The organism is Agaribacillus sp. DX54, from assembly GCF_056858335.1.
Genome location: NZ_JBXEQE010000026.1, coordinates 33,104 through 47,378 on the forward strand (window position 1 = coordinate 33,104; position 14,275 = coordinate 47,378).

General features: G+C 41.5%; 14 protein-coding genes. 3 read left to right on the top strand and 11 right to left on the bottom strand.

Annotation, left to right across the window (positions count from 1 at the left end; all coding sequences use genetic code 11):
* Positions 1–12 precede the first annotated feature (12 nt).
* Positions 13–1,500: a M28 family peptidase gene (locus tag AC04NP_RS22420; protein ID WP_482862191.1), complete on the top strand. Its 1,488-nt coding sequence runs from the start codon at positions 13–15 to the stop codon at positions 1,498–1,500.
* A 49-nt stretch (positions 1,501–1,549) separates the two neighbouring features.
* On the opposite strand, the gene AC04NP_RS22425 is transcribed toward AC04NP_RS22420, so the two are convergent.
* Both AC04NP_RS22425 and AC04NP_RS22430 read right to left on the bottom strand, forming a co-directional pair.
* A complete protein-coding gene (locus AC04NP_RS22425) occupies positions 1,550–2,689 on the bottom strand; it encodes a cystathionine gamma-synthase (protein WP_482862192.1) in 1,140 nt (379 codons plus the stop codon).
* A gap of 101 nt (positions 2,690–2,790) precedes the next feature.
* Positions 2,791–3,387, bottom strand: a complete 597-nt coding sequence (locus AC04NP_RS22430; RefSeq protein WP_482862193.1) for a hypothetical protein — start codon at positions 3,385–3,387, stop codon at positions 2,791–2,793.
* Between the two features lie 220 nt (positions 3,388–3,607).
* On the opposite strand from AC04NP_RS22430, the gene AC04NP_RS22435 reads away from it, so the two are divergent.
* The gene (locus tag AC04NP_RS22435) at positions 3,608–3,769 is read left to right on the top strand and encodes a hypothetical protein (protein ID WP_482862194.1); all 162 of its coding nucleotides are present in this window, start codon (positions 3,608–3,610) and stop codon (positions 3,767–3,769) included.
* A 35-nt stretch (positions 3,770–3,804) separates the two neighbouring features.
* Here AC04NP_RS22435 and AC04NP_RS22440 read toward each other — a convergent pair whose 3' ends face one another.
* Positions 3,805–4,389, bottom strand: coding sequence for a TetR/AcrR family transcriptional regulator (locus AC04NP_RS22440; protein WP_482862195.1), 585 nt, complete (start codon positions 4,387–4,389; stop codon positions 3,805–3,807).
* Positions 4,390–4,538: 149 nt separating this feature from the next.
* On the opposite strand from AC04NP_RS22440, the gene AC04NP_RS22445 reads away from it, so the two are divergent.
* Positions 4,539–5,042 carry a hypothetical protein gene (locus AC04NP_RS22445; RefSeq protein WP_482862196.1) on the top strand — a complete coding sequence of 168 codons (504 nt, stop codon included), beginning with the start codon at positions 4,539–4,541 and terminating at the stop codon, positions 5,040–5,042.
* 281 nt (positions 5,043–5,323) lie between these two features.
* On the opposite strand, the gene AC04NP_RS22450 is transcribed toward AC04NP_RS22445, so the two are convergent.
* The 8 genes from AC04NP_RS22450 to AC04NP_RS22485 form a co-directional block, all read right to left on the bottom strand.
* A complete protein-coding gene (locus AC04NP_RS22450) occupies positions 5,324–6,487 on the bottom strand; it encodes a hypothetical protein (RefSeq protein ID WP_482862197.1) in 1,164 nt (387 codons plus the stop codon).
* A gap of 10 nt (positions 6,488–6,497) precedes the next feature.
* Positions 6,498–7,394 (bottom strand): hypothetical protein, encoded by an 897-nt coding sequence (locus AC04NP_RS22455; RefSeq protein ID WP_482862198.1) that lies wholly within the window; start codon positions 7,392–7,394, stop codon positions 6,498–6,500.
* The gene (locus tag AC04NP_RS22460) at positions 7,387–7,968 is read right to left on the bottom strand and encodes an RNA polymerase sigma factor (RefSeq protein WP_482862199.1); all 582 of its coding nucleotides are present in this window, start codon (positions 7,966–7,968) and stop codon (positions 7,387–7,389) included. The genes AC04NP_RS22455 and AC04NP_RS22460 overlap by 8 nt, the downstream gene beginning before the upstream one ends.
* A gap of 133 nt (positions 7,969–8,101) precedes the next feature.
* Complete coding sequence (locus tag AC04NP_RS22465) at positions 8,102–8,566, bottom strand: carboxypeptidase regulatory-like domain-containing protein (protein WP_482862200.1); 465 nt, start codon at positions 8,564–8,566, stop codon at positions 8,102–8,104.
* A gap of 42 nt (positions 8,567–8,608) precedes the next feature.
* Positions 8,609–11,062 carry a PspC domain-containing protein gene (locus tag AC04NP_RS22470; protein WP_482862201.1) on the bottom strand — a complete coding sequence of 818 codons (2,454 nt, stop codon included), beginning with the start codon at positions 11,060–11,062 and terminating at the stop codon, positions 8,609–8,611.
* Positions 11,063–11,079: 17 nt separating this feature from the next.
* On the bottom strand, positions 11,080–11,415 hold the full coding sequence (locus AC04NP_RS22475) for a PadR family transcriptional regulator (RefSeq protein ID WP_482862202.1): 336 nt from the start codon (positions 11,413–11,415) through the stop codon (positions 11,080–11,082).
* 384 nt (positions 11,416–11,799) lie between these two features.
* Positions 11,800–13,242, bottom strand: coding sequence for a GAF domain-containing protein (locus AC04NP_RS22480; protein WP_482862203.1), 1,443 nt, complete (start codon positions 13,240–13,242; stop codon positions 11,800–11,802).
* 220 nt (positions 13,243–13,462) lie between these two features.
* Entirely contained in the window at positions 13,463–14,218 is a 756-nt protein-coding gene (locus AC04NP_RS22485; protein ID WP_482862204.1) for a 4'-phosphopantetheinyl transferase family protein, read from the bottom strand.
* Positions 14,219–14,275 lie beyond the last annotated feature (57 nt).

A 14,275-nucleotide genomic window follows, 5' to 3' on the forward strand; every position in this document is an offset into this window, starting at 1 on the left:
ATCAATTGCACAATGAAAACAATCAAGTTGATGCTTTTGTCCTTATTGGTATTACCTGCAGTAAATGGTCAGGTGCCCGGTAAGAAGCGTATTGATCAATCAATTACACTTTCCGAGTCAGAATTCCACTTGCGTTTTCTCGCCTCTGATGAATTAAAGGGGCGTGATACCGGCTCTTCCGGGATCGATGTTGCTGCCAGGTATATAGCTGAAAAATTCAGACTTTATGGTCTTACGCCCCTGCCCGGTGCTGATGACGGCTATTTTCAAACGGTGAAATTGCAGGAGACCTATCCACCGGAAAAAGGTCAGTTGGTACTGGGTGATGATCGGTTTGAACAGGGTAAGGAGTTATTGGTCTTAAGAGGTTCAGGCATAAAACTCGATACCGAAGTTGTATTTGCCAATTATGGGTTGGAGGCCGATTTGGAAGGCCTCGACCTGAAAGATAAAATCCTGGTAGTTAAGGCTGGCTCAGCAGAAGCCACTAATCCCAGGCAGTTTTTTGGTTTGATAGGCACTAAACAGCAATTAGCCAAATCCATGGGTGCGGCTGCGGTAGTGGAGTTATATAATTCACCTGCCATTCCCTGGCCCATGTTGTTAAACTACTTGAATCAACCGCAATTGGGGGTTGACAAAGACGAAAAGGAACAGAAGGAATTGCCTTACATTTGGTTACAGGATTCACAGAATGACCAATTGGTGGCCTTTAAGGAAAATAAAATTTCAAAAGCTTCTTTGGAAATCTCAGATTTGGTTAAAAAGCCTATACCCGCTAGAAATGTATTAGGTATGATAGAGGGGACAGATGAAAAGTTAAAAAATGAGTTTTTGTTGCTCTCGGCACACTATGATCACGTGGGTGTGGGCCAGAGTAGTGATCCGAATGATTCGATATTTAATGGTGCCCGGGATAATGCCATTGGTACAGTTGCGGTGCTGAGTGCCGCCAAGACTTTGGCAGCTAATCCCCCTAAAAGGTCAGTGATTTTTGCTGCCTGGACTGCAGAAGAAAAGGGGCTATTGGGTAGCGCTTATTACGCAGAAAACCCTCTTGTTCCATTGGATCAAACCATTTACAACCTGAATATTGACGGTGCGGGATATAATGATACCACTGTTATTACAGTGATTGGATTGGAACGCACAAGTGCAGAACAACACATCAAAGAAGCGGCACAAAACTATGGACTTACTGCCATAGCTGACCCCGCTCCCGAACAGGGTTTATTTGACCGTTCTGACAATGTCAGCTTTGCCAAAAAAGGTATTCCCGCACCTACCTATAGCACCGGCTTTACTTCTTTCGATGAAGAAATCATGAAATATTATCACCAGGTTACCGATGAACCGGAAGGGTTGCATTTTAACTATTTGCTAAGTTACTTTAGAGCTTATGTCCTCACGGCCTCCAAAATCGCCAATGACAAAAAACGTCCTTTTTGGATAGAAGGTGACAAGTACGAGGTAGCCGGCAAGGAATTGTACGGAAAGTAATTCTCTATTCCATCATTCCACCCTCACCGAGCTGCCCTGCAAAAAACCATCACCCAATGGCCTGCTCCAAATCTCCGATCAAATCGTCAGCATCTTCGACACCGACACTCAACCGGATCAAGGAGTCCTTCAATCCCACCTTTTCCCTCTCTTCTTTGGGAATGCTGGCGTGTGTCATAGTAGCCGGATGTCCGCAAAGCGATTCCACACCGCCCAATGATTCAGCCAGGATAAAATATTTGAATCTTTCCAGAATCCTGAACGCTGATTCAAGCTTGTCGTCTTTTAAACAAAATGATATCATGCCTCCAAAATCCCTCATTTGTTGCCTGGCAATTTGATGGTTCAGGTGTGATGGGAATCCCGGCCAATAAACTTCCCCTACCTTCGGATGGTTTTGTAAGAATTCAGCCACTTTTCGACCGTTTTCACAGTGTCTCTGCATTCTTAAATGAAGGGTTTTTATTCCCCTTAAGACCAAAAAACAGTCCTGGGGGCCAGGTACTCCTCCGGTTGAGTTTTGTATGAAAGCCAACCGCTCAAGCAACGCATCATCGTTTAACACAAGGGCACCCATGACAACATCAGAATGACCCCCTATGTATTTTGTCACTGAATGCATCACTATGTCAGCCCCGAAATCCAGCGGGTTTTGTAAATAGGGACTGGCAAAAGTGTTATCAACACCAAAGAGAATACCATGTTTCTTGGCAATTTCATTGGCCCCCTTCAGGTCAATGATGTGCATCATGGGGTTGGTGGGCGTTTCTGCCCATATCAACCGGGTATTTTCGTTGATGTAGTTTTCAATATTTTTAATTTCAGTCATGTCGATGAAATGAAATTTGATGCCATATCCTGCAAAAACCTTTGTGAAAATCCGGTAACTTCCTCCATACAGATCGTTGGCGCTGATCACTTCGTCGCCTGGTTTTAACAATTTGATAATACAATCGATAGCAGCCATACCTGAGGAAAAGCATAACCCGTGTTTTCCATTTTCCAGGGCGGCCAGGTTTTTTTGCAGGGCATCGCGGGTAGGATTATGGGTTCTTGAGTATTCATAACCTTTGTGGTCACCCGGTGAGGCTTGGGCATAGGTAGAAGTCTGAAAAATAGGCGTCATGACCGCCCCGGTTGTAGGGTCCGCTGATATCCCTGCATGAATCACCTTAGTTCCGAATTTCATAATTTAGCATTTATCATTGTTAATTTATCAGGCCAAAAATAGAACAAAGCCCGGTATAAAAATATGTATGGAGAAAAAAAATAAAGTGATAACAGCCTGCGCTACTCTGATAGCTGGAATAATGGCTTAGCACTGGCAGTATTTCCTGACTTCCGGATGATATCCTTATGACTATCGATAAATTTATTATACTCGGTAGCAATGATATCATAATCCACTCTTCTGTAAATTACCCGGTTATCTGTCTCTAAAATGTCATTGATTAACTCCTCCATGAGGGGATAGTCCTCAAAATTAGGATGACCTTGGGCAAAGACTATTACTTTGTTCACTATTTCTGCGGTAGCTTTATCGTAATCGTTAATTTTGTCTGATTCAGACATAGAGCTTTGGTTATATCTGGTAGCTTTCAGGCTTTCTATGCCGGCAGACAAAGAATCATAAACCGCCTTGTCATAAATCCTGGTAAAGGCAACCTCGTCGATTAATCTTTTCAGGTATGCAATTTTTTGATCATCTTCCTCAATCATTACCTGCCAGGTTTTGCTCGTACTATCTTCTAATTGAACCAATACCATTTTGACGGAATCGATATCGGCGACAGAAGTTTTGGTCTTAGTGGTTTTATTACCACAACTGCAGAAAAGCAATACAAGAATGAAAGCAAAAACGGTGGTGGTGTTTATTATCTTTTTCATGGTTTTTAATTCTTCAACCCAAATTTAATAAAATGTCAATCATAATTCTTTCAGGTACCCTTAAATACAGGGCTATTGTAGTCCCATACCGGGGAATTTTTTTCCCAAAATGAAACAATATTCTAATTGTTTTCTTTCACAAAACTGTGTTTAAAGGGCCTGGACAAGTCTTCTTAAAACTGGCACAACAGTTGGTATGCTGTAGGTAAAATTGATTGTCATGGAACATAACACAATAAAAAAGATCTTAATAGGCTTGTTTTTTTGTGTGATTTTGTTTGCTTTGAGCTTTTTGGTGGAAGAGAAGTCCAAAACGGCAAGTCCTACCAAAGAAAATCCTGAAACCCCAATGGCGCCAGAGAGTACTGAAACACATAAGTAGCTGTAAGGTCAATGTTGCCGGGTACCGGCCCGGTGTCAGGTCTTAATGCCATCGATCAGCATCCTTGAAAGCTGCCGGCCGATCTCTTCAGGTGACATTTTACCTCCAGGTTTATACCAATGCGGTATCCAGTTCAGGGAAGATAAAATAGTGAGTACCACAAATTTTTCATCAATGGGGAGAAATTCTTTCCTTTTAATACCTGCTTTTAAAATTTCGATGAAACGTTTTTCATATCGGTGTCGCTGATCTACAAAATTGCTGTAATGAGGCTCACTCAGGTGTTTCCATTCGTTGATAAATACCAAGGTAGCTGCAGTGTCATGGGCGATCACCTCGGTATGGGCCACGATATACTTTTCCAGCTTTTCAGCCATTGAATTCATAGGCTCATTGTCAATTGCATTGATGGCCATAAAAAATTCGTCGGCCATCCGGAAACAGATGTTTCTAAGAATTTCCTCTTTGGACTTGATATGTGAATAAAGACTGGCAGCTTCAATCCCAACTTCATTGGCTAAATCCCTCATAGAGCTGGCAGTGTATCCTTTTTCCTTGAAAAGTTGCGTCGCGGTCAATTCCAACTGACGCTTTCTGGAAATCTTTTCCTGTTTAGACATTCGGCAAAGATAAGATGCTAACAGGCGTTAGCAAATAAAATTTTGTATATTCATCAAATAATCTTAAACCCTTGCCTGTAATGCTTAAAATATGTACAGGGTTTTTGTAACAAATGGTGTATATTCGTTTCAGAAAAGCACTGTTAAATATGGAGGAAGGCAAAAAGTTTAGAAGTATTACTGACTATTTCAACATGCTTAACATGATCTATTATGTTCTGGTGGCGATTCCATTGATCTTGTTTTTAATTGTGTATCTCGACCAGAAGGAAATACTGTCAGATAATGGCTTTCTGCGATCAGAACAAATGTATTTTAAACTGGCTTTGGCGCTGATTGTTCCGCTCGAAGTGATAGCCGGGGAGTTGATTTTTAAAAACCGGATGGAGAGGGACTTCAGTGAGCTTTTTTTGCAAACAAAGCTGCATCACTATTTTCAAGCCTCATTAATCCGTTATGCGGCCTACTTTACTGCATCGCTGATAGCCGTAGTTGCCCTGTACTTTTTTGTGGAAGGTTTATTGGTAGGGTTGTATATGATTGTACTTTTCAGTTTTTCTCTGATCCGCCCTACTAAGAAACGTATAGTCGGCATCGGAATTTTCACGGATGAGGAAATCAGGACCATTAATAAGGAGGACATTATTCCTTGACACTGGCAATCGCGTTGTGACTTGAAAAAAATGGATAGCACCAGTTGGCTGTAGCTGTTGCCCGACGCAAGAATACATCCGAATTCTCATCTCCTTAAACCTCCGTGTCTCTTTGTGTCTTAGTGTCTCCTGGTTCACCATTTTTCACCACGGAGGCACAAAGAGACACGGAGAATTTTGTCGAAAATGTTGTGCAACAGCTACGAGACGCTCGCGCTATCGGGTGTAAGGTTATCTAAATTTGAGGTTCTATTCCACAATCACACCATGACCCTGTGAGGCTATAAGATAAAGCCGAAGCTGATAGCGTTCAATTCAGCCGGCCCTCTGTTATCGTTAAACAAATCATTCAGATCATAATTGATGAAAAAATCCATGCCTTTAAATCCGATCTGTCCTCTTACACCATAGCGAAAATTGTTGAGGTTGAAATTGCCACGGTCTTTATCCTTTTCCGTGTCGCCATCCTGTTTGAATTTGTATTTGGTATGACTTCCTAACCTGTAGCCGGCATATCCACCGATACCGATCCTAACCCCCTGTTTTTTGTATTTTGAAATGGATATGCTGCCACTTTCATATTTTTTTACCTTCCGGATACCATGACTGAAGTCCAGCAGGGGAACCACACTCACGGTCAGGTATGAGGCAGTCAGCTTGCTTTTAAGACCATTGATGCCGGCAGGTGGTTCCAGATATTCCGTACCATTTTCTGTTTTGAGTATTTGTATATCCTCATTATCCAGTTTGAAATTATACCAGTGCAGGGTACCACCCCACTCAAGAAACAGGGGCCCACGGCCAATAGCAGTTTTTTGAATGGAACTAAACCCAATATACCAGGAGCCCCAGGGCTTCACTGAGTAGTTGGCACTACCTTCAGGAAAATCACCGTTTTCCAAATAATTATTTACCCCTATTTCGATGTTGAATTCCTGCGTGGTTCTGCGGCGCCTCACATCTTCAGTGGTTGTGGATACCTTTAATCCTTCGTGTTCTATGTCTTCAAAAGTTTCTTCTATTTCCTCTATGTCGTCCACATCGAGTTCGACACGGTAGTTTCCCAATTTAATGGTGGCTTTGTTATCGCCATCCTTTCTTATGGTGGTTTCTTCATATCCTTCATCCCTGTTGTTGATCACAATGGTGGTATCTTTCAGGTATTTTTCACCATCCTCGTCTTCCAGTTGCAGGTATGTGATGTTTTTGGAGGAGTCAATGGACAGGCTGATATCTCTCAACATGGCATTCAGGTCATATTGCCTCAAATTATCCAGATCACTTTTATCCTTTATGTAAATAAGAATCTTTGTATTGTTATTGAAATTGATAATAATTGAGTCTTGCGGTCGTTTCTCCGTGGTCTGATTTACTGCCAACAGTTCACCGCAGGTCACTACGAGTAATAGCATGTTTATGCCCAGGGTGTTAATGATGGTTTTCATGACTGCTATTTTATTTTGAATTTTTGACATTTTTCTTTTTGTTGAAATGAAAGGCCAGTAGTTCATCTTTTTTCTCTCTAAGGGTTGATAGGCCCACTTCTCCTGCTTTGATGTCTTTGGCCAGACTAATGACCTTTTTTAAGGCGAATTTTTTTACCTTACTCAACTCCTCATTTGAGGCTACAGGTTCTTGCAAGATTTCACTTTCGTCTTTTTTGAAAGTGATGGTTACATTGGGTAAATCATTTTTTTCAATAGCGCCGTCATTTTCATGGCGTTTGTCCAGTGCGGCGATCGATGCCAAATCCCGGGTTTCGTGATCGGAAAATGATCTGGGGGTTATGGGTTTTACGGCCTCTATATCGGCTGTTCTTACCTCGCCAGTGAATTTGCCGGTGGCCAATATTTCAAGGGATTCGCCGGTCTGTACCTTCAATAGCTTTGTTTCCGGATCATCCGCTTTGATTTCCTTAACTTTTTTAGTGGCTCTGATTGGTTCTTTTAGTGCCAGTGATTGGCTTCCGGGTTTAACTGTTGTTGGTTTGTCGCCATTTTCATGGTAGGTTTTTTTATTTTGAGATGGTGTTGCAGGTATTTCGGCCTTGCCGGTAACCAATTCTTCCTGCCCTGGCAACACTGCATTGTTTCTGTTAACGACTCCTGGCGTCACTTTCTCCTGCTTATCCGCGATTGGGATCCCGGATCCGGCATTTTTCATTTGGTATATGAAAAATATGGAAACTAAAAATAATATGACAATGGCGGCAACACGCCAATAAATTAGTAAGACTTTTTTTCGATCGCTATCCAGATTTCCCTTTAGTTTAGTCCAGGCTTCGGGTCTGGTTGCCACCTTATGATCGTGCAACTTTGCCCTGAACATGTTATCCAATGTACTCTTATTCATGGTTAATAGCGTTATTATTTAATATTTTCTCACACGCTGTCAATTTACTTTGAAGCAAGGCCCTTGCCCTGCTTAATTGCGATTTAGAGGTATTTATACTTATATCCAGCATTTCTGCAATCTCTTTATGCGAATATCCCTCGATGGCGTATAAATTGAAAATGGTTTTATAGCCAGCGGGGAGCTCTTCCACCAGTTTCATCAGATCATCCGCCTCCAACCGGTCGCTTAACCAGCCATAATTGGGCTCATAGTTAACTGTCTGGATATCCACTTCCAGATACATGCTTTTATTTTTCCTGATAAAAGCCAATGATTCATTGACCATGATTTTTCTCATCCAACCTTCAAAGCTTCCTTTCCCCAAAAACTGTTTAATGTGGGAGAAAACTTTCATGAAGCCTGAAATCATGATATCTTCTGCCTGAGCGGGGTCCCCGACATATCTTAAACAAATTGAAAACATCAGGGATGAATAACGATTGTACAGATCCCGCTGGGCCTTCTGACTATTGTTAATACATCCGTGAATTAAATCTTCAATAGGTTTTGATTTGTTGATTGCCAATCTCATTGCGATTAATTTCGACTCCAAGATGCTCATCAACCCGTAAAGGTTGCATGAGAGGTAATTAAAATGAAAATTAAAAATGGGTTTTTAGGCGATTGATATTTTCATTGGACTTTCATTTTAATTTTTATTTTCACTAATACACGGCTTTGTAGTCGATTTTTAGTTTAATTTCAGTGATTTTGTTCCTGTTGACCACTACTGGATTGACGTTGTATTTACCGTCAAACAAGTTGGCGTAAAGGCCTTGTTCTTCTTTTACAAAAACGGAATATTCACCTATTGGTAATGGTATGCTGAAATTGCCTGAAGCGTCTGAATAGGACTTTTTAACAGGGGTTCCTTTAACTTTGATGAAAAATCCATCCTGGGATTCGGTTTCTTTTACGTTAACCAGTTTATAGACATGGATCTCTCTGACCACCGGTTTGCCTTGGCGGGTGTTGGCATCGGGCTGATCAATAGAGGGCATTAAATTACCTTCCAGCCAAATCACCTGTCCCGAGATACCTTGCTTTATCTGTTTTGGCAGCTTTTGAGTGGGTGGATTAGTGCAGGTGGCTGTCAAAAAACAGGCCAATAAGACAATGGTCATTTTCATATAGTACAACATGGGTGTACAAAGATATGAAAATAAAGGTAATCATTCCCGCACCGCTTTGCTGCTCCCTGTGTTTCTGGTGTTTACATTGGCGTTACCTTTGTATTGTACTGCGCTGGCACCCCCGGAATCGATATCCAGATTTTCCGAAGCATATACTTTGCTATTGGAAGCACCCGAAGTTTCCAGCTCGACATTGGCAGCCCGGTAATCATAAGCATTTAATCTCGCCGCACCCGAAATATCTGCTATTACCTCCGAACCTGATCCCACAAGGTTTAACCGGGATGATCCGCTCATGTCCAGGGAAAGCCTTTGAGCCGAAATATTAACGTCGGCTTCGGCACTGCCACCCAGTCTGAGGTCGAAGTCTTCCTCGGTGAATCCGCTGACTATCGTGCTGGTACTACCTCCCAAATAAATAGTTTGAAGTTCAGGAATTTGTATCTCAGCCTTAACCCTTCTACGATTCCCGTCAAAATAACGGTCCCTGTCCATGGATATCTCCAACGCTGATCCCATTTTATGTGCATCCACTCTTCTTAACTCCCGCTGTGGGCCTGTAAACTTAATGTCATAGTCATCCGACTTTACGATCTCGACTTCAAAGTTATCGCTCACCACTATTTCACTAAAGTCCCGATAGTCGAAAGTTAACTCGTCTTCTTCAAAATCCCTTTTCCTGGAGTTACGCTGGTATCCACCCTCTTCGCAAGTCAGGCAGATCAATCCTTCATCATCAGAAATCATCCAGGTATTGTCACCCAGATCACTGATATTGTATCCATTATAATACAAAGTACTTCTTAGAATATACCTGAGGTCATATTCCATTATAAACGGCGTGTTGTAAGGTATATACAGGGTCATGTTCAATTCCTGTGCCCGGAACTCGGCGTTGCGTTTGAATTGTATGTTCGAGTCAAAAATCAGGGTAGAATCCCGTTGTAGCACACGATATTCGACCATTTTTGCATTTTCAATGGCATCTTGCCTTGATCTGCCACGGGCCTCGAAGTTTTTCACCAGCCGGTACAGCGAGTCAGAATGCCCCCGGATCTTAAGATAAGTCACATCATATTCATCAAACCCTACATCCTGCAGAGCGAGTATGGCAGTTCGGCCCTGCAGGTTGAAGGTTTCCGTCTCTCGGTATTCACCGTCGGTGCGAAAGTTTTTTACAATCATCGGAATCGTAGTGCCAATGGCAAACAAGCTCAATACCCATATACCGAATAACGACCAGCCGGTGGAAACATTAAGCACCCTCTTTTTGGCTACAATCATGGCCCCCAAAAGTGCCAGGGCCAGTGATGGTATTAAAACAGCCACATAAGCCGAAATGACTGTGAAAGGTGGAAAGCTGGCTTTTATCAGGTCAACAGGTATATCATTGCTCAGATAAAAATAATCCCCGCCTGCCATAATACCCAGTATTACGCTCATGGCTATGGAGAAGCCTGCAATCAGACCAATGGCAGTCAGAAGGATAACTATACCTGCAAATACCCGGATGATTTCTACCAGAAATAACATGATGGGGCCAAATACTCTCCCCAGTCCGGTAAATATCGCGGCGATTAAGCGAAACGGGAAAAGTAAAATTTTCACAAAGATATTTTCCTCTTCCTCTTTTTCTACATTAAGGCTTTTTTTTACGCTTGATTCAATATTGGAGAGTGTTACAGGCTCGCCCTGCATTTGAATTTTATCCGTAATAGATACTGCCTCAGGCGTAATTATCCATAAGACAATGTACAAGATCAATCCGGTGCCACCTATGAGGGTAGTGATGACAAATAAAACCCGGATCAGGGTAATATCAGTACCAAAATAGGCTGCGAGGCCGCTGGCTACACCACCCAAAACCCTTTCTTCCGAACTTCTGAACATTTTTTTCAGGCTTTTGTCTTCCTCTAACTGTCCGGAGGCAGGGACAACGATCCACATAATAATATAAGCGATGAGAATGGTACCGCTTATGGGGGCCCATATGACCAGGTTAAAAAACAGGACGATAAAAATCAACCTTACCCAAAGTGGATCGATACCAAAGTAATGCGCTAATCCGGCAGCCACACCACCGATCAATCTTCTGTTGGTGTCCCTGTATAGCTTTTTAGACTTTCCGTCAGTGTCGCTTGTCTGTTCTCCGGCGGTGGAGGTGAAGGTGGTCCCTTGATTATCCCAGTCCCCTGTGGGTGTTGGTTCCAGGTCGGCCTGCTGGTCTTCTGCGGCCTCAAAATCTGAAATACTTCCCATGGTGGCTATCAGGCTCTCGACATCTTCCATGGTGACTACCTGGTTGCCATCTGTTAATCTGGACAGAAATATTTCAGCGATCCTGTTTTCAATATCTTCAATGATTTCCTTGCTGTCTTCGAAGGAGGCAAAATATTTGTTGATGGATTCGAGATAATTTTTTAGTTGGTCGTAACCGTCTTCTTCTATATGAAAAATGATGCCGCTTATGTTAATGCTTATATTTTTTTTCATGACAGCATTTATTTTGATTATTTTTTGTTTTTTGAAATAATTTGGTTTGTTGAGGACATTAGCTCTTCCCAGGTTTCTTCTAATTTCGCTAAAAAAAGCTTTCCATCGTCTGTTAATTTGTAATATTTTCTGGGAGGACCGGAGGTGGATTCAACCCACTTGTATTCTAGCAAACCCGCCTTTCTAAGCCTGGTCAGCAGTGGATAAAGCGTCCCTTCTACCACGATTATTTTTGCCGATGTCAACTCCTCCAACATATCAGACGCATAAACCTCACCCCGGGAGATTATATGGAGGATACAAAATTCCAGAATACCCTTCCGCATTTGTACCTGTGTATTTTCAACATTCATGTTTCATTTCTTTTATCACCTAACTTCGGTATAATATACGGGAAAGTACTATGTATAGCCAAGTACTAAGTAAAAAAAACTAGCTTGCCTAATACATTCTTTAAAAAATTATATAAAACAATTGAAAAATATAAATCAAGTGTATGAACTCTTTCCCCGGTGCCGGAGGTTCGCTAAAAAATCGACCCATAAGCCTGAGAGGCTCGCACAATGTGATGTGGGTTTTGATAGGTCGGGCAAAATAAAATCTGATTATCCATATGAACAGACTTTATTAAACAACCCCTGAATAGGTGTGTAAGCACGGAATTTGACAATTCGAGACAAAAAGCCCGCACATGTGGCCTCTAATCTATGTAAAGTGGCAATATAAGTTGCCTTGACTCATCCTGTCACGCGGACCTTTTCAGATGTTTTGGGGGTTAACCTTTCCACCTCACCTTTGAGCGCTTCGATTACTTTTTGAGATTCGGTTTCTTTCCTGCTCAGTTCTTCTTGGGTGGCAGCGAGTTCTTCCATATTTTGCCTCATTTCTTCTTCTTGTGCCCTTAATTCCTCAGATTGCTCTTGTGCTTCACGTAAAAGCCGGTTAGTTCTTTCATTAATGCGGTTGCTTTGAATGTAGGAGGCTACATTTTCTCCTAATTTTTGGATGAATTCTATCTGGTGATCTTCATATTTTTGAAAGGCAGCGATTTCTATTACCCCTTCAATAAGGTCATTTACCTTGAGCGGCATAATTAAAAGCGCGGAAGGTGTAGACTCGCCCAATCCCGAAGTGATATTGATATAATCTTGAGGAATTTTGGTCATGTGAATATACGCTCCTTCCAGATAGGCCTGACCAATCAGCCCCTGTCCTTCTTCATATTCCTCCTCCAGATACTTCTTCCTGGAATAGGCATAGCAGGACTGTAATCTTATTTTTGCACCGTCTGCCCCGGTTTCATTTTTGTCTACAATAAACAAACCACCCTGATTGGATTTGGTATAATTCACGATCATGGCAATGATATTGTCAAATATATCTTCGCTGTTTTTGTTGCTTCTTAATATTTCTGAAATGTTGGCGATTCCCTGCGTCGCCCAATTTCTTCTTTTTTCCTCTTCCTGCGCTGCTTCGACTTTTTTCAGGTTTTCTTCTAACTGTTTCTGAGAATTTTGCAGTACTGTATTCTGATCGTTCATGCTTTCAATCAGCGACTCGCTTTTCTTTACTGCTTGACGGTTTAAAAAAGCCAACCCTAATAATGTGCCAAATGCGATGATCACGCTCAGAGCATAAGTCATGTTACTTATCCAACCGGTTCTCAGCAATTCGATGTAGGTATGAGCCATATCCGCGTTGGCTGTCCCAATATTCAGCCACTGCTTTAACAATGCAAAGGCAACGATGGGAAGTGAGCAGATAAAAGAGGTAACGGTCAGGAAGTATTTTTCTTTAATGTCAATCATGAGAAAGGGCACTAGAATGAACCCCATACCAATCAGAAATAGTCCCCCTATGGCTTCATCATCAGGGCCACACAGGTAAGCATTGTAGGTGATTACTTCCCATACAGGTAAAACGGAAATAAAAAACCTGGAATACAATATACCTCCATATTTATTGGCTAGTAGGACACCCAAACCGGTTACAATGCCTGCCATAGGTATAAAGGTTAACGGCGGATAATAGATTTGAGAGAATATAACAAAAGGTAACGCTGCCGCAAAGGTTAAAAGCAAGGTTACAATATTAATCGTTTTTACTCTCCCTCTTAAAAACTCCGGAACTTCCTCACTCAAACCAGCCTCGATGAAGTTTTTCAATACAAATTCTTTCATAAACCCTTCTCTTTCATGCAACAAATCCTTCTACAACTGTTAAATTTAACATCAGACCTTCAATTACCTTACTTGACTCGCTGAAATTACTGTGGCAAAATACCGCGTAAATCGATAATAAAATAATCAGAAAATTCCAATAATTGTTTACGTAAGTTTTGTTCCCTAATCTTAGGGATTGCGGTGCATAGCTGTATCAAATTTTTGATTCGGTCACTTTTCAGCTTGCGATATCGAAATTGTCGAATTTTAAAGATGTGCCAATTCCTGATTCGAAGCATAATTTCGTTTTTTTCGGAAGCACCACAGAACAAATGTTACCTTTTATTTCAAAGGAAATTGCTTTATACTGGGCGAAATTTTTAAAGGTAAAAATTGTGTAAGCCCCGGATATATTTACGTTATCGATTTCATATATCTCAAAAGATGCCATCAGGCCCGTTTTTAGCACTTTTGAAATGGCTTCTTTGGCCGTCCACAGTTGCAGATAGGTAATATACTCATGGCTGGGTAATTCTTTTACCAGTGTTTTTTCCGAATGGCTTAGTGGGGAGGCCATATGCTCTTTTTTGTTATGTTGAATTTTTTCAATATCTATGGCCATCGGGTGAATTTCTGAGGTAATAATACATGCTGAGCAATTATCACTATGCGAAATGCTTATGGCAGGGTGTATTACGGAGGGATAAGTAATCACGGGTTGATTAAAAACACCTGATTCGATGTGGATTTTAGTTAGGTTTGTTTCTTTTAGATGGGTTGACAATAACTCTTTCGATAATTTTCTGCTTTGCAGGAATTGACGTCTTTTTTTTTCATCGTGGCACTGGTTCAGGAATTTTAATTCGTTTTTATGCAGAAAACTCTCTTTCTGATCGAACAGTAGATCGGCAGGCATTGAGGAAAGACCGAGAATTGCTTCGCTTTGCCAGTTTTTACGTTTTAACAAAATGTTAATAATACAGGTATTCTCCATCTAATCCTAATCCACGACCTGAGAACCAGGATAGGATCCCCCCTGAGGATCCTATCC

Coding starts and splice junctions, on each gene's coding strand:
- AC04NP_RS22420 (WP_482862191.1), top strand. CDS start 13: ATGAAAACAATCAAGTTGATGCTTTTGTCCTTATTGGTATTACCTGCA.
- AC04NP_RS22425 (WP_482862192.1), bottom strand. CDS start 2,689: ATGAAATTCGGAACTAAGGTGATTCATGCAGGGATATCAGCGGACCCT.
- AC04NP_RS22430 (WP_482862193.1), bottom strand. CDS start 3,387: ATGAAAAAGATAATAAACACCACCACCGTTTTTGCTTTCATTCTTGTA.
- AC04NP_RS22435 (WP_482862194.1), top strand. CDS start 3,608: ATGGAACATAACACAATAAAAAAGATCTTAATAGGCTTGTTTTTTTGT.
- AC04NP_RS22440 (WP_482862195.1), bottom strand. CDS start 4,389: ATGTCTAAACAGGAAAAGATTTCCAGAAAGCGTCAGTTGGAATTGACC.
- AC04NP_RS22445 (WP_482862196.1), top strand. CDS start 4,539: ATGGAGGAAGGCAAAAAGTTTAGAAGTATTACTGACTATTTCAACATG.
- AC04NP_RS22450 (WP_482862197.1), bottom strand. CDS start 6,487: ATGAAAACCATCATTAACACCCTGGGCATAAACATGCTATTACTCGTA.
- AC04NP_RS22455 (WP_482862198.1), bottom strand. CDS start 7,394: ATGAATAAGAGTACATTGGATAACATGTTCAGGGCAAAGTTGCACGAT.
- AC04NP_RS22460 (WP_482862199.1), bottom strand. CDS start 7,968: ATGAGATTGGCAATCAACAAATCAAAACCTATTGAAGATTTAATTCAC.
- AC04NP_RS22465 (WP_482862200.1), bottom strand. CDS start 8,566: ATGAAAATGACCATTGTCTTATTGGCCTGTTTTTTGACAGCCACCTGC.
- AC04NP_RS22470 (WP_482862201.1), bottom strand. CDS start 11,062: ATGAAAAAAAATATAAGCATTAACATAAGCGGCATCATTTTTCATATA.
- AC04NP_RS22475 (WP_482862202.1), bottom strand. CDS start 11,415: ATGAATGTTGAAAATACACAGGTACAAATGCGGAAGGGTATTCTGGAA.
- AC04NP_RS22480 (WP_482862203.1), bottom strand. CDS start 13,242: ATGAAAGAATTTGTATTGAAAAACTTCATCGAGGCTGGTTTGAGTGAG.
- AC04NP_RS22485 (WP_482862204.1), bottom strand. CDS start 14,218: ATGGAGAATACCTGTATTATTAACATTTTGTTAAAACGTAAAAACTGG.